Source organism: Halalkalibacter sp. AB-rgal2 (assembly GCF_041821005.1).
In the GTDB taxonomy this organism is placed as follows: Bacteria; Bacillota; Bacilli; order Bacillales; family Bacillaceae_D; genus Halalkalibacter.
On record NZ_JBGUAV010000016.1, the window covers coordinates 26105 to 47915 of the forward strand.

15 protein-coding genes are annotated in these 21811 nt (G+C 40.6%); 4 read left to right on the forward strand and 11 right to left on the reverse strand.

The genetic code is table 11. From position 1 onward, the window contains the following. Positions 1-318 precede the first annotated feature (318 nt). On the reverse strand, positions 319-1698 hold the full coding sequence (gene rlmD, locus ACERJO_RS13170) for a 23S rRNA (uracil(1939)-C(5))-methyltransferase RlmD (RefSeq protein ID WP_373647794.1): 1380 nt from the start codon (positions 1696-1698) through the stop codon (positions 319-321). 174 nt (positions 1699-1872) lie between these two features. Between rlmD and ACERJO_RS13175 the strand changes: the two genes are divergently transcribed. Next, positions 1873-2103 (forward strand): hypothetical protein, encoded by a 231-nt coding sequence (locus ACERJO_RS13175; RefSeq protein WP_373647795.1) that lies wholly within the window; start codon positions 1873-1875, stop codon positions 2101-2103. A gap of 56 nt (positions 2104-2159) precedes the next feature. After that, complete coding sequence (locus ACERJO_RS13180; RefSeq protein ID WP_373647831.1) at positions 2160-3560, forward strand: methyl-accepting chemotaxis protein; 1401 nt, start codon at positions 2160-2162, stop codon at positions 3558-3560. A gap of 69 nt (positions 3561-3629) precedes the next feature. Here the strand turns inward: ACERJO_RS13180 and melA are convergent, their stop codons facing one another. The 7 genes from melA to gatC all read right to left on the reverse strand — a co-directional run bounded on the left by melA (position 3630) and on the right by gatC (position 11331). Then, entirely contained in the window at positions 3630-4931 is a 1302-nt protein-coding gene (melA, locus tag ACERJO_RS13185; RefSeq protein ID WP_373647797.1) for an alpha-glucosidase/alpha-galactosidase, read from the reverse strand. 255 nt (positions 4932-5186) lie between these two features. Then, a complete protein-coding gene (locus tag ACERJO_RS13190; RefSeq protein ID WP_373647798.1) occupies positions 5187-6191 on the reverse strand; it encodes a LacI family DNA-binding transcriptional regulator in 1005 nt (334 codons plus the stop codon). 20 nt (positions 6192-6211) lie between these two features. Beyond that, positions 6212-6853 carry a hypothetical protein gene (locus tag ACERJO_RS13195; protein ID WP_247105813.1) on the reverse strand — a complete coding sequence of 214 codons (642 nt, stop codon included), beginning with the start codon at positions 6851-6853 and terminating at the stop codon, positions 6212-6214. 34 nt (positions 6854-6887) lie between these two features. Continuing rightward, positions 6888-7781: a diacylglycerol kinase gene (locus ACERJO_RS13200; RefSeq protein ID WP_247105814.1), complete on the reverse strand. Its 894-nt coding sequence runs from the start codon at positions 7779-7781 to the stop codon at positions 6888-6890. A gap of 335 nt (positions 7782-8116) precedes the next feature. Further along, positions 8117-9550, reverse strand: coding sequence for an Asp-tRNA(Asn)/Glu-tRNA(Gln) amidotransferase subunit GatB (gene gatB, locus ACERJO_RS13205; RefSeq protein ID WP_247105815.1), 1434 nt, complete (start codon positions 9548-9550; stop codon positions 8117-8119). Positions 9551-9566: 16 nt separating this feature from the next. Further along, positions 9567-11024, reverse strand: a complete 1458-nt coding sequence (gene gatA / locus ACERJO_RS13210; protein WP_373647799.1) for an Asp-tRNA(Asn)/Glu-tRNA(Gln) amidotransferase subunit GatA — start codon at positions 11022-11024, stop codon at positions 9567-9569. Positions 11025-11040: 16 nt separating this feature from the next. Next, entirely contained in the window at positions 11041-11331 is a 291-nt protein-coding gene (gatC, locus tag ACERJO_RS13215; RefSeq protein ID WP_373647800.1) for an Asp-tRNA(Asn)/Glu-tRNA(Gln) amidotransferase subunit GatC, read from the reverse strand. A gap of 399 nt (positions 11332-11730) precedes the next feature. Between gatC and ACERJO_RS13220 the strand changes: the two genes are divergently transcribed. Next, positions 11731-16536 (forward strand): bacterial Ig-like domain-containing protein, encoded by a 4806-nt coding sequence (locus tag ACERJO_RS13220; RefSeq protein ID WP_373647801.1) that lies wholly within the window; start codon positions 11731-11733, stop codon positions 16534-16536. A gap of 75 nt (positions 16537-16611) precedes the next feature. Here the strand turns inward: ACERJO_RS13220 and ACERJO_RS13225 are convergent, their stop codons facing one another. The 3 genes from ACERJO_RS13225 to ACERJO_RS13235 all read right to left on the reverse strand — a co-directional run bounded on the left by ACERJO_RS13225 (position 16612) and on the right by ACERJO_RS13235 (position 20263). Next, positions 16612-17838 (reverse strand): glycoside hydrolase domain-containing protein, encoded by a 1227-nt coding sequence (locus tag ACERJO_RS13225; protein WP_373647802.1) that lies wholly within the window; start codon positions 17836-17838, stop codon positions 16612-16614. Positions 17839-18095: 257 nt separating this feature from the next. Further along, a complete protein-coding gene (gene blaI, locus ACERJO_RS13230) occupies positions 18096-18473 on the reverse strand; it encodes a penicillinase repressor BlaI (RefSeq protein WP_247105820.1) in 378 nt (125 codons plus the stop codon). A 17-nt stretch (positions 18474-18490) separates the two neighbouring features. Further along, positions 18491-20263 carry a BlaR1 family beta-lactam sensor/signal transducer gene (locus ACERJO_RS13235; protein ID WP_373647832.1) on the reverse strand — a complete coding sequence of 591 codons (1773 nt, stop codon included), beginning with the start codon at positions 20261-20263 and terminating at the stop codon, positions 18491-18493. 228 nt (positions 20264-20491) lie between these two features. Here ACERJO_RS13235 and bla point away from each other — a divergent pair, with 228 nt between their 5' ends. Beyond that, positions 20492-21436 (forward strand): class A beta-lactamase, encoded by a 945-nt coding sequence (gene bla, locus ACERJO_RS13240; RefSeq protein WP_373647804.1) that lies wholly within the window; start codon positions 20492-20494, stop codon positions 21434-21436. The last annotated feature ends 375 nt before the right edge of the window (positions 21437-21811 follow it).

Here is a 21811-nt window from a genome sequence, read left to right on the forward strand (position 1 = left end):
TTAAGTCTGGAATGAAAAAGTGACCGTGCTCCTAATCTCCACGACACTCATGGTCGCTCACCCTCCCATGTCTCTCAGGATTCTCCATAAATTCCTTCGTCCTGCTTATCCATGATGTGGAGTAATGCTTGTTAAACAAACCTGCCTCGTAGTTGAATAACGACTAAAGTGTAAAACTAGATTTTATCTTTAATCATACACTACCATATTTTTAATAAAGGAAATAATCAATAAATTTGTTCAATCCTTCAAAATCCTTAATAAAAAAAGAGCCTTTCAATTGCTTAAGAAAAGGCTCTTAACTCACTGTTACATCTTTTATTTACCTCCATAAATTAGTAGTGAACAGCACTCCACATGTGTTGAGTGCGGAAACATATCCACCGGCTGTACTTCCTTCGTCTCATATCCCCCCTCTTCTAATACCTTCAAGTCCCTCGCTAACGTGGCTGGGTTACAGGAAACATAGACAACACGCTTCGGTTTCATCGATAGAATGGTTTCAAGTAATGCTTGATCACAGCCTTTACGAGGGGGGTCGACAACAATGACGTCTGGACGAATACCTTGGGCGTACCACCATGGCATGACCTTTTCAGCTTCTCCAACAGCAAAATCAACATTTTCGATTCCATTTAACGTAGCGTTTCGTTTTGCATCAGCGATAGCATCAGGCACGATTTCAACACCATAGACCTGCTTCGCTTTTTGGGCTAGGAACAGGGAGATCGTTCCGATACCGCAATATGCGTCAATCACGGTTTCGCTTCCTGTAAGGTTCGCATACTGAAGTGCTTTTTCGTATAGAACTTTTGTTTGTTCTGGGTTCACTTGAAAAAAGGAGCGTGCAGAAATCGCAAATTTAATATCCCCGATATAATCGTAAATGTATTCCTCCCCCCAAAGTACGTTTGTTTCATCACCAAAAATGACATTCGTTCGCTTCGGGTTTATATTTTGGACGATTGATTTTACATTTGGTAGCTTCTTCTTTATCTCATCGAGTAATTTTTGCTTATGTGACAGTTCTTTCCCTCTAGTCACAAGGATGACCATGAGCTCGTCCGTCTCGTATCCTTTACGTGTAACGACATGACGTAATGTCCCGCGATGCTTTTTTTCATCATAGGCGCGAATACCATATTCGTTCGCCAGCTCCTTAATGAGCTGAACGACATCATCACTTTCTTCTGTTTGTATGAGGCACTTATCGGTATTTATAATCGTATGGCTGCGCTCTTGATAGAAGCCACCAATGACAAGCCCTCCTTCTTCTCCCATTGGAACCTGCGCTTTATTACGATAACGCCACGGCTCAGACATCCCGATCGTTTGGTGAACGGGGACTTCTCTCAAGCCCCCTATACGCTCCAACACATCTTTCACTTGCTTTTGCTTAAATATAAGCTGTCCTTCATAGCTCATATGCTGCATTTGGCAGCCACCGCAACGTTCGTAAATCGTACATGGTGGCTCCACACGATGAAGGCTTTCCTCTTCAATATGAATGACTCGTGCAAATCCATAGCCTTTATTTACCTTAACAACCTTTATATTGACCTTTTCGCCTGGTAAGGCCTTCGGTACAAAAAGAGTATAGCCATCCACCTTCGCTACTCCCGCTCCTTCATGTGTCAAATCCTGAATCGTGACGTGTAGCTGATCGTTTTTCTTTACTGGAGGTGATTGCTTGTTCATCGTTATCCGTCCTTTGCTTTTTCCTATATCGTATTGTAGCACATCTCCACTTTTTCTAATAATTCGACACTCTTGAACTTTATGCGACATTTTTCTTATTTTTCTATTGGCTTATATTTCGACATTAGTTATAATCTACTAGACTTTTAAAAATGAACATAAGAGGTGAAACGTTTGAAGCAGACATTAACGGCTAAAATTAACATATTAGTTTTAAGTATTATACTCATTCTATCGACTATTATCGGTGGTGTTATTTATTTTAGTGTGACTGATGGTATTGAAGATTTTGCTATTGAGAAGGCGCGTGGTGACCTTGCACTTTCCTACCGCTACATCGATACAAAATATCCTGGAGAATGGGAAATCCGTGATGGTCAACTATATAAGGGAGTGACATCTTAGAAGAGAATTTTGAAATCGTTGACGAAATCGGCGCTGATACCGGTAATACCGTCACTATTTTCAGAGAGGATACTCGTGTTGCAACAAATGTTGTGATCGATGGAGAACGAGCAGTAGGGACCAAAGCATCTGATGAAATCGCAAAAGTTGTTTTAGAACAAGGTGAGTATTATTTCGGTGAAGCGAACGTTGTTGGCCAAACGTATCAAACAGCCTATATGCCACTTCTCAATAGTCAAAATGAGCCTATCGGTATTTATTATGTAGGGGCTTCCCAAGAAACCATTAATGTGATTTTAACTGAAGTATTGATTAAATTTATCATTGTACTCGTCATCATTGTGTTACTAGCCATTACGTGTACGATGTTATTTACTCGTCGATTAAAATCGCGTCTTTCACATTTATCTAGTTCATTAGAAGCAGCTGGTGATGGTGATTTCACTTCAACTGTCTCCGATGCAACTGGTGATGAGTTAACATCCTTAGCTACGAGCTTTAATAAAATGACAGCTAACTTAAAAGAAATGATGGAGGAAGTCAAACAAACATCAGAACACCTCGCCTCATCATCAGAACAATTAACGGCAAGTGCTGAACAAACCGGTAAAGCCACTGAAACCATTACAGAATCCATTCAACATGTAGCAAGTGGTGCTGAATCCTCTACTGCTTCAATGGAAGAAGGTGCTAATACATTGACAGAAGTCAACAAAGGTGTTCAGAACATAGCTGAAAATGCAACTCTCATTTCTGAGGCGACGCTCGTGGCAAGTGAGAAAGCCGAGTCTGGTGAAAGCTATGTGAATGAAACGGTTCGTCAAATGGAGAAAATTAGTGAGTCCGTTGCAGAAAGTGGTCACGTCATTCAAATGTTAGACAAGCGTTCAAAAGAAATTGGCGACATTACTCAAGTCATTTCTGACATATCAGAACAAACGAATTTGCTCGCCTTAAACGCAGCAATTGAAGCCGCTCGTGCTGGTGAACACGGGAAAGGATTTGCAGTAGTCGCTGACGAAGTCCGTAAACTAGCAGAACAATCACAGCGGTCGACATCCGAAATTACATCATTGATTTCAACGATTCAAAAGGATATGGAGCAATCCACTCAATCCATTGATCATGTGTTCATTGATGTTCAAGGCGGTATGAAAATTGCTCAAGAAACAGAAGGAAGTTTTAAAGAAATACTTGAACAGCTTGAAAAGGTATCTGGACAAGTCGATAGTATGGCGGCAACAGCAGAAGAAATATCAGCCAGTTCCGACGAGGTAACCAGTACTATTTCAACTGTTGCCAAAAAGGCAGAGGAAACGGCATCCCATTCACAAAATGTCGCTGCATCAGCGGAGGAACAGCTCGCTTCAATGGAAGAAGTCTCTTCCTCTGCACAAGCCCTTTCTTCATTAGCAGATGATTTACAAGCATTAGTCAAGAAATTTAAAGTAGATTAATTATTACTCTATTCAATATGATCGGTGTGTCAAAAACTAATGACACACCGTCTCTTTTTATGCAAGATGTTATCTATACTCAGGCAACCAATTACCATGTGCTTCAATCAAGTCATCACACAGTGCGATGATATCATCCATGGATAGCTCTGAATTGGTATGCGGGTCAAGCATAGCCGCTTGATAAATGTGCTCCTTCTTCAATGTCATGGCTGCTTCAATCGTCAATAGCTGGGTATTAATATTCGTGCGATTAAGGGCTGCAAGCTGCTCAGGTAAAGCACCGACATAGCAAGGCATCACACCACTACGATCGACAACACACGGTACCTCAACACACGCATTCGTTGGCAAGTTCGAAATGAGCCCACCTTCATTTAACACATTACCGCCAAATTTAAATGACTTATTCGTTTCCACCGCTTCGATAATATACGAACCGTATTCATGTGAACGTTCATGTGTAAGCTGTGTATTGGTTACCATTTCATCACGCATTTCTTCCCAGCCTTTAATTTGATTGATACAACGACGTGGGTATTCGTCCAATGGAATGTTGAAGCGATCAATTAATTCCGGGTAACGGCTCTTAATGAAATAAGGATGATATTCGGCATTATGCTCAGACGATTCTGTCACATAGTAGCCGAACTTATCCATGAGTTCGAAGCGAACCATGTCATCATGCTTTTCTTTTTGCTTTTTTCTTGCTCTTCTTTTTATTTCTGGATACAAATCCTTACCATCCTTTTTGACTTCAAGTAACCATGCCATATGGTTAATTCCAGCAATTTTCTGTTCGATTCCGTCGTGTTCCATCTCTAATGCTTTGAATAGGTGATCGGTACAAATTTGTACACTATGACATAAACCAACTGTTTTAATATTCGTATAACGAAGCATCGTTCCTGTCAGTGCAGCCATTGGATTTGTATAATTAAGGAACAAAGCATCTGGACATACTTCCTCCATATCCTTCGCAAAATCTAAAAGTACCGGAATGGTTCGTAATGAGCGAAAGAGTCCACCAATTCCAATCGTATCGGCAATCGTTTGACGTAACCCGTATTTTTTCGGGATTTCAAAATCAATAACAGTACTTGGTTCATATCCACCAATTTGCACAGCATTAATCACATATTTCGCATTTCTTAACGCTTCCTTGCGATTCGAATACGCTTTCACTTTAATGGATGGGTTATAGTTGTTTGTTAGATTCAATAACATTTTCTCAGAATCTTTTAATCTCGTTTCATCAATATCATGAAGAGCGAATTCAAAACCATTTAATGCCTCAACAAACATGCAATCCCCTAATACATTCTTCGCAAATACCGTACTCCCTGCTCCTATAAACGTAATCTTAGCCATAAATAGTCCACCTCAGTTCATTTTAGTAAATAATTATTTTTATTAACTAAAAGATAACTTAGTGAGTATTCCATGTCAATCTTTTTTAGCCTATTTTCTTAATTACGCTCATACATGCATAGATACGACAAGGGTTTATGCCGATCTGAACAGTCTCACTTTCAAATCACCGTGTACTGACTCCAACATCCCTCTTTACTTTCACTTATATCCACAAAAAGGCTCTCGCTAATTGACGAGAGCTTTAACTCAAACTTATCTGTACTCCTTCGCACTTTCTCTTATCACTAAATTCGTTGGAAGTACCGCCTTAATTGGAATCGTTCGTCCGTTTATTTGGTCTAGGACAAGCTTCACAGCCGTTCGTCCCATTTCCTCTGTGTACACTTTAACCGTTGTAATCGCAGGTTGTGTGAAAGCGGCCATTTCAACATCGTTAAAACTAACAATACTTATATCATCAGGCACCTTCATCCCAGCTTCATGCGCAGCACGTATTGCCCCAATAGCCATGGCATCACTAGCTACAAATAGAGCAGTCGGTCGCTCTTCTTCTTCTTTCTGAATTAATTCCTTCATACACTTATAGCCATCACTAACGAGAAAACGTGAGGAAAGAAAGATATCCTTCTCCTTCAGCAACCCTTTTCTTTGCAAAATAGATTCAAACGCTCTTTGACGCAAGTCTACTTCTCCTGATTGATGCATCCCACCGATAAAGCCTATATTCGTATGACCTAACATAAGTAAATATTCAATCGCTTGCTCGGTTGCTTTTTCGTAATCAAGGACGACATTGTCATACTTTGGATTTTCCGTTGAGTCGTTCACCAATACAACCGGACTTACCTTGTCCACTTTCGTTTCATCTTCTAACGCTCCAATAACAATTAGCCCATCTAAATCCTCATAATCCTCACGCTTGTCCCGCCAGTCATGCTTTAATTTTCTAAGAGTAATACCTCTTTCAGTACACTCTTGTTCAATTCCTTTACGAATGGACAAGAAATACGTATCCTCCCATTCATATTCAGGTGCATACCACATTTCCAAGCCCAAAATACGATTTATCGCTACCGACACTTGATTTCGTTCTGTTTGTCTCTTTCGGACGGGCACGTAATTTAACTGATTTGCAATACTAATAATGCGCTCTCGCGTATCGTCTGTTACCGAAAGACTTTTGTCATGATTGAGTACTCTTGATACAGTCGCAGTTGATACATTTGCTTTCTCGGCAATTTCTTTTATCGTTGCCACGTTCATCCCCTCACTATCCACTACAGTGACGCCTCTTTATAGCGCCTAATCACTATTTGAATTGTAGCATGAACTGCCGTAATAAGAAAATGGAGGCAAGAAGGAAGTGTCACCTTTGTACAACATGAAAAAGCCCTATGGAACTGCAGGGCCTTAGGGCTGTTTTCATTGTGGATTTCATTAATTATTGTATAAATAGACAGAAACGCATTTGCCGTATCTCTTCTATCCGGAATACTTAATTTCCACGTTATTATTTCTCCATTACCTTGGTTCATGTATCCTTGAATTACCCTACCACTTGATTGTTCTTCCTCATGATTGTAGGAATGCTGATACGTTAATCCCTCTTCTGTAAATATAAAATAGGGCTTATTAAGACCAATGAAAAAGACCGGTACCATCATTTCATTAAACATACTCGTATAGTCAGACTTTGACGCCTGTTCAAAAGCATCCTCCGTTACGAAAACCGCATCAACATGATGCATCTCTTGCTCTAACTCATCGATATCGACCAAATGGTACTCAACATGCCGCTCCATATAAAAAGGTGTATATCCGAGTACAGCAATAGTTAATTTTTCTCCTTCATACAAGTTCTCTGTGTATGAACATCCACCAACTATTAACAAGACGATGATGAGGCTTAGTCGTCTCATCCTAAAACAACCTTTCTTACTAGTTAGATTCAACTTACGAACGCTTCTCTGGCATAAGCATCTTGAAATGCTGATACAAATTAACAAATTCAGCAGGAAGCGCTCCGCCATGCTCTCCATCTAGGTTTAACTGCATTTCTCCCCTTACCTCGACCTTTATCCGATTTGCATGGACATACATCACCTTCGGATGGTTGATATGCTCTCCACGCATTGCCAGTGTAACTAAGTGGAGAAATTCAGGAAAGGATAATTTTTTGACGATGATAAAATCAAACATTCCATCCTGTAACGACGCTTCAGGAGCGAGCTTTTCAAAACCGCCTACCGAATTTGTATTCGATACGAGGAACATCATAATTTCGCCTTCAAATAGTTTACCATCATACTCAATGCGCACATGCTGCGGGGCAATTTGCGGTAGCTTCTCTATTCCTTTTAAGTAGTATGCTAGCTGACCAACCGCCGTCTTCAACTTACTTGGCACCTCATATGTTAGCTCCGTTAACGTTCCACCAGCTGCAATATTAATAAAAAAGCGATCATCGACTTGACCGATGTCGATCGGTTCAACATGCTTTCCACAAAGAACATCACATGCTTTTTCTACATCTCGTGGAATGTGTAACGCACGCGCAAAGTCATTTGTTGTCCCTGCTGGAATTAAGCCTATTGTTGGCCTTTCTTTCAAATTCGCTAAACCGTTCACAACTTCAAATATGGTCCCATCCCCACCAGCTGCAATAACGAGATCATACCCATTTTCCCCAGCCTTACGTGCAGCCTTCGCTGCACAGCCTTCACCTGTTGTGGCATGAGCCGATGTTTCATAGCCTGATTTTTCTAATCGTTCTAAAATATACGCTAAATTCTTTCTGATTTGTTCACGTCCTGATGTTGGGTTATAAATCAATCGAGCTCGTTTCATCGTAGATCCCCTACTTTTTCCTTTATAATCACCAATTTTTGTCATGTCCTTAACATATTGTACCTTACATCTAGTCTATAGGCAATGAACGTAGCTGATACATATATAATTCTCAAAATCTTTAGTGAGTTATTTTATTTCATCAGTTGGATACTCTTTCTGATGGTGCACGGCGACTGCTTCTATTTCATTTCCCCGATTGGTTTCCTCTCAAACCTACACCTATCCCGCCTTCTGATGCACGTTCACTCTTAATTTCCACTAAAATCTCCGCCTATTCCCTAATAAAGAAAATCCCCACTGCTCCATGAGCAAATGAGGATATTGTATCACTCTTAACGCTTTTTCACTTCTTCAAGTAATAGCTTGTTGACCATTTGTGGATTCGCTTTTCCTTTTGAGGCTTTCATCACTTGACCGACAAGGGAACCAATTGCTTTTTCTTTTCCATTTTTGTAATCGTCGATGATTTTCGGATTTTGATCGAGTACTTCTGTCACCATCTTCAGAAGCTCACCTTCGTCAGAAATTTGTACAAGTCCTTTTTCTTTCACGATCTGTTCAGCATTGCCGCCGTTTTCAATTAATTCCTTGAACACCTTTTTGGCAATTTTTGAAGAAATCGTTCCTTTTTCAATGAGTTGAATCATACCAGCTAAACCCTCTGGTGTTAAGGCAACATCCTTTAATTCTTTCTGTTCTGCATTCAAATATCCTAGAACTTCACCCATGAGCCAATTCGATGCTTGCTTAGCACTTGCTCCTTGTTCAACTGTGCTTTCAAAGAAGTCAGACATTTCCTTCGTTAATGTTAAGACAGCTGCGTCGTAGGCTGGTAATCCTAACTCATCGACATAGCGTCGTTTACGTGCATCTGGTAATTCTGGAATATCCGCACGAATGCGTTCCTTCCACTCATCATCAATATAGAGAGCAACTAAGTCAGGCTCAGGGAAATATCGATAATCATCTGAACCTTCCTTCACACGCATTAAAAGGGTTTTGTTTGCTGCTTCGTCATAGCGACGTGTTTCCTGTTCAATTACTCCACCAGAAAGGAGTACTTGCTCTTGACGCTTCTCTTCATATTCTAATCCTTTGCGAACGAAGTTAAAGGAGTTTAAGTTCTTTAGCTCTGTTTTCGTTCCGAATTTCTCTTGACCGACTGGACGAAGGGAAATATTCGCATCACAACGTAGTGAGCCTTCCTCCATCTTACAATCAGAAACGCCTGTATATTGTACGATTGCCTTCAGCTTCTCCAAGTAGGCATACGCCTCATTCGGTGTACGAATGTCTGGCTCTGATACGATCTCAATTAACGGTGTCCCTTGACGGTTGTAGTCAACTAACGAATAGCCGTTTGGCGAATGCGTTAGCTTTCCTGCATCTTCCTCAAGATGAAGACGTGTAATTCCAATACGCTTCTTATAGCCATCCACTTCGATTTCAATCCAGCCGTTTTCCCCAATTGGCTGATCAAATTGCGAAATTTGATACGCCTTTGGATTATCTGGATAGAAATAATTCTTTCGATCAAACTTCGTGTCAGTCGCGACCTCACAATTGAGTGCCATCGCTGCCTTCATAGCAAATTCAACCGCTGAACGGTTTAAAACAGGCAAGACCCCAGGGTATCCTAAATCAATCACACTCGTGTTTGCATTCGGCTCTGATCCGAAGTGATTGGGACTTGCTGAGAAAATTTTCGAATCTGTTTCTAGCTCTACGTGGACCTCAAGTCCAATAATCGTTTCAAATTGACTCATCGATCTCATCCCTCCGTTACAATGTCGGCTTCTTCGTGTGATAGTCTGTTGCTTGTTCAAACGCATGAGCAACACGATAAACCGTGCTTTCATCAAAGTGCTTCCCGATAATTTGCAAGCCAAGCGGTAATCCGTCCTTGAAGCCACAAGGGACAGAAATACCCGGTACCCCCGCAAGGTTTACTGGAATCGTCAAAATATCGTTCGCGTACATCGTTAATGGATCCTTTGTATTTTCACCAATTTTGAATGAAGGCGTCGGTGAAGTCGGTCCAATAATGACATCATATTGATCAAAAATCTTCTCAAAGTCTTGCTTAATTAATGTACGAACTTGCTGTGCTTTTTTATAGTAGGCATCATAATAGCCTGAGCTTAACGCAAATGTTCCCAGCATAATACGACGCTTCACTTCATCGCCAAATCCTTCTGCTCTCGTTTGCTTATACATATCAAGTAAGTTATCGGCATTGTCGGTGCGATAGCCGTAACGAACACCATCAAAGCGAGAAAGGTTTGCTGAAGCTTCTGAAGAAGACAGTAAGTAATACGTTGCTAATGCATATTTCGAATGTGGTAACGAGACTTCCTCCCACGTAGCGCCTTGTCCTTCAAGAACCTTCAACGCATCAAGAACCGATTGCTTAACTTCCTCCTGTACTCCTTCTCCTAAATACTCCTTTGGTACAGCAATATTCAAGCCCTTCACATCACCCGTTAAAGCTGATAAAAAGTCAGGCACTTCAACATTGGCTGATGTTGCATCCATCGGATCAACACCAACAATTGATTGTAATAAGTACGCATTATCTTCAACCGTTTTCGTTACAGGACCAATTTGATCTAATGATGAAGCAAATGCCACTAGTCCAAATCGTGAAACACGACCATATGTAGGTTTCAGACCAACAACTCCGCAATATGCAGCAGGCTGGCGAATCGAACCTCCCGTATCTGATCCTAACGTAAAGGGAACTTGTCCAGCCGCAACAGCTGCTGCTGAACCTCCACTTGACCCACCAGGAACATGATCTAAGTTCCAGGGATTCTTCGTTTCTTGAAAGGCAGAGTTTTCTGTCGAAGAGCCCATCGCAAACTCATCCATATTTAGCTTACCAATGGTTACCGCTTGTGCGTCAGCTAACTTTTGCACAACAGTCGCATCATAAATCGGATCAAATTTCTCTAGAATACGACTTGAGCAAGTCGTTCGTAAGCCTTTTGTTACAATGTTATCCTTCACCCCAATCGGCATACCAAATAAAAGCCCGCGCTCGCTGTCTGAACCAAGTGCTTCGTCCAATTCTGCAGCATAGGCACGTGCTTTCTCTTCGTTTAACGTTACGAATGCTTTCACTTTGTCATCTGTTTCTGAAATACGCTTATAGGACTGATCGACTAAATCAGAAACGCTAATTTCTTTCTTATGTAACATGTCATGAAGCTCTGACATTTTATGATCAAATAATGACATCTCGCTAACCTCCCAACTATTCAATAATGGATGGAACTTTAATTTGTCCATCCTCGTGATCAGGTGCATTTTTCAATACATCTTCTACTGGTAGCCCTTCACCCGCTTTATCCTCACGTAACACATTCTTCATATTTAAGACATGAGTCGTCGGCTCGACACCTGTTGTATCTAACTCATTTAATTGCTCCGCAAACGTAATAATCGCATCCAATTGCTCTGTAAACATCTTCGCTTCTTCCTCAGTAATTGCTAACCTTGCTAAATTGGCGACATGCTTCACTTGCTCCTCTGAAATTCGAGACATTCTTGCTTCACCTCCAAAAAAAGTTCACACGTATTGACAATACTATTAATGATACCAAATTCCTTTAGTGTAGGCAATAAAGGGGGACAAACTTACTATCTTCTAACAAAGTTATTGACATTTCTTTTTGTAAGCGATTACAATTACAGTGTATTAACAACGTTGTTAATACACTGTACCATTTTTATCAACGTCACTATTCCCTTCATAATCCTTCCATCACCTAGAAGGTCACGTTGTTTCACCCTTCCATAACAACGTTGTTTCTCATTAGATATTCATTCGGCATTAAGCCGAAGAGTATAAATATGACCATACGAAAGGAGGTAGCTTCATTCGCTGCAACAGTATGAACTCATACGTTGCCTTGTTGTGCCATTTTATTATTAGGAGGTCATGATGAAAAAGAAAAATAAGCGCTACTTATCCATGTCTATGATCGTTTTGCTTTTATTTTCTAACCTTCACACCTTAGCAATGGCAGAAGATACACGTGACGAACTTCAGAATGAAGATAGCATAATGACTGTTTCAGGTGATTGGTCAGGCAGCGTCATGGGAGATATTGGGACAGACGACATCACGATAGACAACTTTGAAATAACAGAAAATAGTGATAACAGCGTAACATTACGAGCCTCGAATAACCGTGGCAAAATCGCTAGCAGTGCCGAGGGGCTCGTCTATTATTTCCAAGAAATCGACCCGAATGCTAATTTTGAATTTTCAGCAAAGGCTCATATCGATTCTTGGGATGCCAATAATCAAGTTTCCTTTGGAATCATGCTTCGCAGTAACATATTAGAAAATGAACGCGACAATCATTTTACCGGTGATTACTTAGCTACAGGGGCGATTCGTCAAGAAATGCGCGGCTTTTACAAATATGAGAATGACACTTTACAAACGCCTGATGAACTGACCTTTACAGCAAACACCCCAGCTCCAGATGAGCCATATGACCTTCACCTTCGCAAAGATGGTCATGTATATCAGCTGACAATAGGAGATGAAACGAAAGTCATTGATGATTTCAACGCGGAAACACCATATATCGGCTTATTTGCTGCAAGAAACACGACGATCACATATAGTGACATCAATCTTACAATCGATGGTCACGTTGACGTTAGTGATTGGTTCTTTACAGCATTTGGCGGTAATACGAGTATTACCAGTGATCCTATTCGCAACCCTGACCCCATTTATCATGAGGACGGCTCCATCTCCTTAGAAGCACTAGGTGGAAAAATTGCGAGCGGTGATGAAGGAATCTCCTTTTATACGAAGCAACTTCCTTCAGAAGCAAACTTCACCATTCAAGCACGTGCTTATGTGCAGAGCTTTCATGCAAACGGCGGCATTAGCACGCCAAATCAAAAGTCCTTTGGTCTCATGCTGCGTGATGACATTGGAGAGCACGGTGATTCTAGCGTACAAACTGCCAATTATGTTGCCGTCGGTGCTGTCGATCAAGTGATGAAACCATTTTATAAAGAAGGAGCCTCTCAGATTAAAGGGGACACCTTTGCAACAAATGCGATCCCTACTTCCGATGAAGTGTACGATCTCTCTATTCGCAAATCAGGGGATACGTACGTGCTCACATCCAATGATGAAACAGAAACCTTTTCAATAAACGATTTATTTACAAATGAATTATTTGCCGGTTTTTATGTTGCTCGTGACGCCTATGTAACATTTAGCGATTTTACAATTGAGGTAGAATCGAATACCGTTAGTGAGCTTCTCATCGATTCGGAATCGATGAAAACAGAATACTTAGTTGGCGAAGAATTAGACCTATCAGGGTTGAACGTAACCGCTGTCTATTCAGACGGCTCAACAGCGATTTTAACAGAAGCTGACTACATCGTGACAGGTTTTGATAGTAGTACAGTTGGAACGAATACAATCAGCCTTCATTTTGGTGGTGCTACCGCACATGTCGAGTTAACCATTGGTGAGCTCACCGTAACAAATGTAGATATCAAATACGAACCTGCTACATTAACCTATTTCCTTGGTGATACATTCGATCCACATGGGCTTGTCGTCATCGCTGAATTTAATGACGGCTTCTCCTATTCTGAATTATCATCAGACGACTATCAAGTGATGATTGATGAAACCATCGTCGATGAGCACTTCACCTTTCAGCATTCTGGTACAAAAGAAGTGGTGATTCGTTCAACTACAAGCCCTTCTGTCACAACAACGTTCATGATCACTGTCGCAAACACAACCATTTCCCATCTAGAAATAAGGCAGCCTCCTGAAAAAGAACAATATTTTATCGGTGATACACTAGACTTGTCTGGCCTTATTTTATATGCGGTCTACGATGACGGCTCAGACGTTAGATTAACACGTTCAGAGTATACTACTACATCGTTGGATACGGCATCTACTGGCGAAAAAGAGATAACACTTTCCCATAAAGGAATCGACATAGCGCTCACGTTACATGTTAAAGAACGTGAAGCCATCGGTTTAAAAGTGGCACACTATCCGAAAACATCCTACTCCTTGAACGAAGAATTTGACGCAACAGGACTAAACGTTGAGCTTATGTTTGATAATGGTGACCGTGAGCCTTATGAACATTACACAATCGAAGACACGAACTTTAATCGCTCTACAGCAGGCGTCTATGACATCATTATTCAACCAACTGAAGCGGATATCGAGTCCATTTCATTTCCTGTTACCGTCCGCGAACCGACTGACTATGAATTTGACTTCATCATGTTTGGGCAGTCCGTATCAGAAAGCCGAAACGACTGGCGAATAACAGAAGAAGGAACTGTCCTTCTCGAAGCACATGCACATGCAAATGCAGGAAAAATTACTGGTGACCATGACGGAGTTGTCTACTATTACACAGAGCTTGATGCCAATGAAGATAACTTTGTCTTATCAGCCGATATTCAAGTTCATCACTATGCGAAAACCCCTCATGATGGACAAGAGTCATTTGGCATTATGGCTCGTGATGCGATCGGTACACATGGGGATTCAGGTGTGTTTTCGAGTAATATAGCGGCCATCGGTGGGTTCGCTGGAGGGACAAGGGACGATAATGGTACACAGCTATTTGCCCGAACAGGGGTATTATCACCTGACGGAGAAGGAAGCAAAGGAATCGAAAAGATCATGCTCGACCCACGCAGACCTTCAAGTGAGAACACTTATCCGAATGAACCTTATCGTTTGACATTAGCAAAGACAAATAGTGGTTTCATCGGACAAATCAATGACGGTGAGGAAACGATACTATTTGAACCAGAGATCATGAACGTCCAAGGTTCAAACATGTACGTCGGCTTCTATGTGGCACGAGAAGCCACTATTGAAGTTCATAACATTGATTTACAAGTAACGGCCGCTGCTACGGATGCACCTAAGGTGGAGCCTCCTGCACAAGCTATCACACCAACAATCGATGTACTATCACTTGATCGGACATCAGACATTCATTATGAATTAAAAACTAGAGCAAACGTAGCGGGTGTCTTCACGATTCGCCAAGGCACTAACCATATTGCCGTCAATCAATTCGTAGAAGGTGGCAACACTGTCACAATCCCTACAACATTAACCGAGCAGGCCGACACACCTTTTAGCATTTCATTCCTGCCTGACGATACACAATATTTAACATCTTATGATCGCATCGTCACGAACTATTCGGTCACTCATCGTTCCTTTGTTGAAGACGGAGACATTTACGTTTCGCCTGATGGAGCTCCCACGAATACAGGACTCGCTGACAATCCATTAGATATTGATACGGCGATTGATTATGTTCGTCCTGGTCAAAAAATTATCGTCTTAGATGGCCATTATGTTCGTGACAAGCCCCTTCACATTAGAAAGTACAATAATGGCACGAAAGATAACATGAAATACCTTGTTGCTGCACCGGACGCACGACCAATCTTTGATTTTGATCGACGTTCTCATGGGATGCTCCACGAAGGTGATTACTGGCATGTAGAAGGCCTCGATTTCACCCGTTCAGCTGGTAATACGAAAGGCTATCACATCGGTGGTCACCATAATATCATTGAAAATGCTCGATTCTATGATAATGGCGACTCAGGCCTACAAATTAGTCGCCTTGATGGAACCTTAACGGATATCACTGATTGGCCATCTCATAACCTTATATTGAATAGTGTCTCCTTCGATAACCGTGACCCTGCCGAAAACAATGCGGATGGATTCGCTGTCAAACTCACTTCTGGTGAAGGGAACATTCTTCGTGGTGTTATTGCTCATAACAACATCGATGATGGCTTTGATTTATATGCAAAAGTTGGTACGGGACCAATTGGCGCTGTCGTCATTGAAGACAGCCTCGCCTTCAACAACGGTTTCCTAACAGACGGCACAGAAGGAGGAGGCGATAAGAACGGCTTCAAGCTAGGTGGGGAAGGGATTCATGTCCCGCACATTATCCGTAATAGCATCGCATGGGGAAATGGAAAGGTAGGCTTTACGAGTAACAGTAATCCAGGTGTCATCGCCTATGACAATATTTCCTTTAACAATGCGGAAAGAAATAGCGATTTTACAACATATTCAAACATTACATCAGACTTTACGATCGATGGGTTCGTTTCTTTCCATACGGAAGAGCATTCATCTTCAGATCGTTACCCTTCATCTGCGAACTCTCATCGTAATTTTATGTATGATGGCAAACAATCGAAAAATGAACAAGGAGATGAATTACCGGAGGAGCTAACGAGCATTTTGCAAACCATTGTTTCCTTTGAGCGAGATGGAAACGGCGAAATCCAATGGGGGGACATTTGGGATACCTATTATGCCTTTATGGCTTCATTAGAAGCAAAAGAACCTGACGAAGAAGATCCAATACCTGATGATGAGGGAGAGCCCCCTCCACCGAACCCGAAAGAGACAGAGCCAACACCTCCTATTGAACAAAAGCCTGATGAAGATAATGGTACTATGTCGCCGCCAAAGAACGGTGGGTTAACCCCACCATCAATTGAGGAGACTGACCCTAACGAACATGAGGGCAAACTTGATGCGGGACGACGCGGAGATGAAACGACAGACGAGCAGCTGCCAAGTACAGCGACCCCATTATACAATGTCCTTTTTTACGGAATTATTCTGATGTTTGTTGGTCTACTCGTTCTTGCTTTAAGGAGACGTATAGGAATATATTAATGATAGTAGGCTGCCATGAAGGAAATCATTCCTATGGCAGCCCCTTCTTTTTGATCGATTCAATTCTAAAACACTCTAATCCCACAGGGCGTCAAACACATTGCTGTCAAAGTGGTTTGTATCAATGTTACATGTTTGTGCATCAATTCCATATTGCCAGCCAGCGATTAACGACCCTTCAGGTGCTTCAGGATCATACTCTGGTGCATTTTCTTCTGTTGTAATGCCAATATTCGGTGAAGACGTCCACACATAATTGTTTTCTAGTAAGCTAGTATTCTCCTCGGCAGCCGTTTCATAGGCCGTGTACAGTTCACGATCCGGGTGAAAAATCCCATACACACCAGATTCATATTCGGACTCTTCCATCACATCGTACCAGCCTAATAGGAAATCAGCATCTATAGGATAGATTGGTTCCACATTAGCAAATATAGCCACACCTTCTGGAATATCAAACTCCCTAGCCATTTCAATGGCCGCTGTCGCTTCGCTTTGTCCTTTTTCATAACCAGTCGCATCCGTGAAATGGTTCCAAATGACCATAATATCAATATCATTTTCGTGAAGAAATTCCACTTCTTCGTGAGTCAATCCATAGGAAACCCCGTCTTTATCCCCTAAATACCTAGCCCATACTTTCGGGTCCCCAAAATTCTCACGAACACATGAAAGCATATCTTCTGTTGTCAAGCTTGCTGAATCAACTCCCCAAACAGTATCAGGCGTTTCACCATTGGAGGCTTCTCCATTTCCATTACCGTCCCCATTCTCTTCCTCACGGCCTGCTTCATCACCGTTACCATTTTCTTCCGTATCGTTTTCTCCATCGTCACCTTTTCCTTCTACGTTATTGACCAAGTAATTCTTTACATGGACATCAACATTCACTTCGACGTTGTTCGTAATATGATTAGTAATCGTGTTGTTTGAACCATTCGTGATATTATTTTCCACTTGATTATCAACGGTCGCATCGTCTCCGCTCATGTGATTCTCAATATGATTACCTATATCGCCATTTTTACTGTTAATGGTATTTTCAACGCTATTATTGATTTCACCATTGCTTACATTCACTTCATTAATGATGGAATTGTCAACATTTCCTGCATCGGTATTTATCTCATTTGTTATCGTATTTCTTAGATCACTCTCTTCACCGTTGGATTCTTGGGTGTCATCTGAAGCAGTGACTGGATTTGTCCTATCAGCACTCCCATACATATAGAAGGTGAACGCAGTGATGAAAATTAATACCAAAGACAATACATATGGCAAAAATCTATACGTACATCTCACTTTCTCCCCTCCTTTACGTTCGTTATCATCGTACGTAAAGCAAGAAAACGAAGTGAATGACATACATATTTTTGGGCATTTGTTTAGTCGTGATTATTGGAAATATCAAACGTCACGCTTGACACGAACATTATGACCAAGTGCAACCTACGTTTAGCAAACTGGTACCGTTTCGTTCATTATGACTTACGGACAAAGTATTTACAGAGAAGAAAGCGATTTGGAAAAATACCAAATCGCTTTTTAAAATATTATTGTTATTTAGGTTTCTTATTTAAAATATGGCGTAGTTCATTGATATCCTCATCAGATAGGGTATCTTCCTGAATGAATTGGACAAGCATGGATTTAAGGGTACCTCCATAGATTCGCTTGATAAATGATTCTGCCTCCGCACGTTGGCACTCTTCCTGTGTATAGAGCGGATAAAAGGTGTAAACTCTTTGATTTTTATTAACACCTACTACATCTTTTTGAACCAATCTATCGAGAAGAGTGCGTATGGTTTTCGGCTTCCAATCGACACTCCCCCGTAGGGAATTTATGATGTCATTCGCTGTCTGAGGGGCTTTATCCCAGAGCACGTTCATGATTTCCCATTCTGATTCTGATATACTGGGAATGTTTTTCTCCATATTTCTCCCCTCCATTTTTAATAAATTCCTAAATTTTTTAAAATTGATAAAGTAATTTCTAACGCCTTGCTTCCAGATGTATCATCTTCATCTTGTATATTGGTAGCAAAGAAATACGTATTGTTCTTCGTCTCTACATACCCGATAAACCAACCATTGATGTTTTTCCCATTCACTGCTCCTGTACCTGTTTTTCCTGATAGGCGAGCTTCTTCATTCTTTTCTAGGAATAGTGCTTCCTTCACAGCTTTGATATGCATTTCCTTATATCCCAATTGATTATTATAAAAGGCTTGTAGTAGTTCGACTTGCTCGACTGGAGAAATTTTTAATGAAGATCCGTGCCAGAATTCACCCATTCCCCCAGATACATCGGAATTTCCATAGTGTATCTCTTCTAGATTGGATTGGATTGTTTCAAATCCTGTTCTGCGATCTAATTCTTGGAAATACCAATTTACAGACTTTTGTAATGCAGATGAGACATCCTGATCCATATTCCAAGCTTCATAAGGTTGCTCCATCCCATCCCATAAAAGAGTGGATTCTTCGGGTGAAATCACATTTGTTTCTAGTGCAAATAAGGCACTATAGATTTTGTATGTGGAATCAGGTGATACCCGCAACGTACTTTTCTCTTCATTATAAATGCGATATTGCTCTGCGTTATGATCATATAAAACAAAGCTTCCTTCATACCCTTTAAAGAATTGATGTAAATCCTCATAAACGGCTCCGTCATTATTAAAATAGTATCGGTCGTTTTCCGTCGCAAATACGGAAATGAAAGGTAGCTGAATTGTCAAAATGATACTGGCCAACACATAAATAAAGACGCTTTTTTTTATTGATTTTTTTTCGGAATGATTATAGGCAGAAATTTGTTCAATTCGTTTTTTGATTTGAAGCTTCGAACCGTTTAATTGTGTTACTAAATGTAGCTTACTTGACCGTTTTGAAAGATCCAAAAAATTAATGATTGTATGTCCATATTCACTAAATGAATGATCATCTAGTAACTGTAAAACAGATGTATCACATGCAATTTCCCGATCCAATCTCATTTCTCTAAAAGCAACCCAGACAAGTGGATTAAACCAATAAATGGTTTGATAGAACAATATCACGTAATTTGTCAGCAAATCCTTGTTTTTATAGTGATTCAGTTCATGAAGAAAGATATATTCGTAATCTTTCAAACTAAGCCAGTTTTCATGCTGAGAAGGTAAAACGATATATGTTTGAAAAAGTCCGAATATCATTGGAGATTGAACTCTTTTCGAAATAACAATCTTTATTGATTTATTCATTTGTAGTCTTTTCTTGCATTCTTCGAAAAGCACGAGAACTTCTTGATTGGAAAACGCAGAAGAATCATTCCTTATCCTTCTAAGTGTGAGCCATCCACGAATCATAATAAAGGTAAATAAAAGCACCCCTAACATCCATAAACTCATCACTCCCATATTAAATAAGGACAGATCCGGCCGATTGACCGACACAGAAAAGTCTTGTATCAGGTGTAATCCCTGCATCATATCAGTTCCAGTTATGTCCACATTAGAGCTAGGTGCATGAGTCTGATATGTATCCCCACCGCTAAAGAGAGAACTAAAATTATATAGATCAGTTGGTATGAATGGAAGTGTTAAAGCCATAAAAAGAAACATCCACAAATGATAGTGCCATTTTGCTGTTAGTTGTCTTCCGAACCATTTTCGTATAAGTAGAATAACGGTAACGGAAAATGAAGACACCAATAGACCTATTATAAAATGAGTTAAAAACATGTCCTGCAACACCCACTCCCTTGACATTTAAATTTCAAAAAACAAGTATATAGCATATTTATAGTAGCTTGATTGTTAGAAAAAAGAATTGACTTCATTTGATTACGTATGTAATACTATACTACAGATGTAATCAGACTACAAATGTAATCTGTTAAAACTCCTTGAATAAGGTTGTTTTTAATTCGTACATAAGTGTCTAATCAAATAATTAGGAGGATTTACATCATGAACAAAAGATGGTTTTATCAAAAACTAGCACTGATAGGCTTAGTGCTTATGGTTGTAGGCTGCTCAGATGAGAAAGAACAGGTTGTAATACAATCAGAAACAGAAAATACGGGGACAACGAACCAAACATCAGAAACGATAACGGAAAAAGAAACCACAATGGAAAAATTTGAACAACTTGAGAAGGAATATGACGCGAGGATTGGGGTCTATGCCATTGACACAGGAACAAAAGAAACCGTGGAATTTCGTGAGGACGAACGATTTGCGTACACATCTACATCCAAAGCCCTAGCCGCAGCTGTGTTATTAAAGCAAAATCCGATATCTGTGCTTGAGGAAGTAAGGACATTCACCAATGAAGATATTGTTACCTATTCTCCGATTACAGAAGACTTTGTGAACAAAGGGATGAGTCTAGGAGAGATAGCTGAAGCAGCGATACAGTATAGTGATAATACAGCAGGAAATCTTCTGTTCGAAGAATTAGGCGGACCGGATGGATTTGAAAAGGCGTTACGAGAAAGTGGCGATACGATCACAAAGGCTGACCGTATTGAACCAGATTTGAACGAAGCTATTCCTGGTGATTCACGGGATACAAGTACCCCCAAAGCACTTGCAACTACCCTTGAGGTGTTTGGAATCAGTGAGTACCTTCCTGCCGATAAACAAGAAATTTTTACAAATTGGCTAAAAGGGAATACGACAGGTGATTCCCTCATTCGAGCTGGTGTACCAGAAGGTTGGGAGGTTGGAGATAAGACCGGGGCTGGTGGCTATGGAACTCGAAATGATATAGCGATTGTGTGGCCACCAAACCGAGAACCGATTATTATTGCGATCATGTCAAGTCGCAGTGAAGAGAATGCAAGCTTTAATGATGAACTCATTGCAAAGGCTACAAAAGTGATTGCTCAGGCGTTTTCTAACAGCAAATAGATTAACATTTATTAGAGAGAGTACGTCTCTTCGGGTGAAGTTCGTTTTTTCCTACAAGAAAGCTTGCGAAATACTATACTTACAATAAAAGTGCTTATCTTGAATAAGTGTTAAGCAATAATCTTCAACAATCGAGCGCGCTTTAATGAAGTAGCTAAAGCCTAATTTCTCGCTTGTAGCACCGAGAAATTAGGCTTTTTATATTTTTCACAGCCGTAAGCTGATAGTCTTCATAGGTGATCTCTTCATCTGACACTTGTCCTTGCCAGAGATCATATTCAAGCTTCATTTGTTCGGCATAGAAATTGTCATCGCCAAATAATCCCCACTTAAGACTAAGGTGGGGATTATTGACGATTACCTTATTTAAGTTGT

Bases quoted from the DNA above. Each gene is read 5' to 3' on its own strand.
- rlmD (WP_373647794.1), bottom strand. From the start codon at position 1,698: ATGAACAAGCAATCACCTCCAGTAAAGAAAAACGATCAGCTACACGTC.
- melA (WP_373647797.1), bottom strand. From the start codon at position 4,931: ATGGCTAAGATTACGTTTATAGGAGCAGGGAGTACGGTATTTGCGAAG.
- ACERJO_RS13195 (WP_247105813.1), bottom strand. From the start codon at position 6,853: ATGAGACGACTAAGCCTCATCATCGTCTTGTTAATAGTTGGTGGATGT.
- ACERJO_RS13200 (WP_247105814.1), bottom strand. From the start codon at position 7,781: ATGAAACGAGCTCGATTGATTTATAACCCAACATCAGGACGTGAACAA.
- gatB (WP_247105815.1), bottom strand. From the start codon at position 9,550: ATGAGTCAATTTGAAACGATTATTGGACTTGAGGTCCACGTAGAGCTA.
- gatA (WP_373647799.1), bottom strand. From the start codon at position 11,024: ATGTCATTATTTGATCATAAAATGTCAGAGCTTCATGACATGTTACAT.
- gatC (WP_373647800.1), bottom strand. From the start codon at position 11,331: ATGTCTCGAATTTCAGAGGAGCAAGTGAAGCATGTCGCCAATTTAGCA.
- ACERJO_RS13220 (WP_373647801.1), top strand. From the start codon at position 11,731: ATGAAAAAGAAAAATAAGCGCTACTTATCCATGTCTATGATCGTTTTG.
- blaI (WP_247105820.1), bottom strand. From the start codon at position 18,473: ATGGAGAAAAACATTCCCAGTATATCAGAATCAGAATGGGAAATCATG.
- ACERJO_RS13235 (WP_373647832.1), bottom strand. From the start codon at position 20,263: ATGTTTTTAACTCATTTTATAATAGGTCTATTGGTGTCTTCATTTTCC.
- bla (WP_373647804.1), top strand. From the start codon at position 20,492: ATGAACAAAAGATGGTTTTATCAAAAACTAGCACTGATAGGCTTAGTG.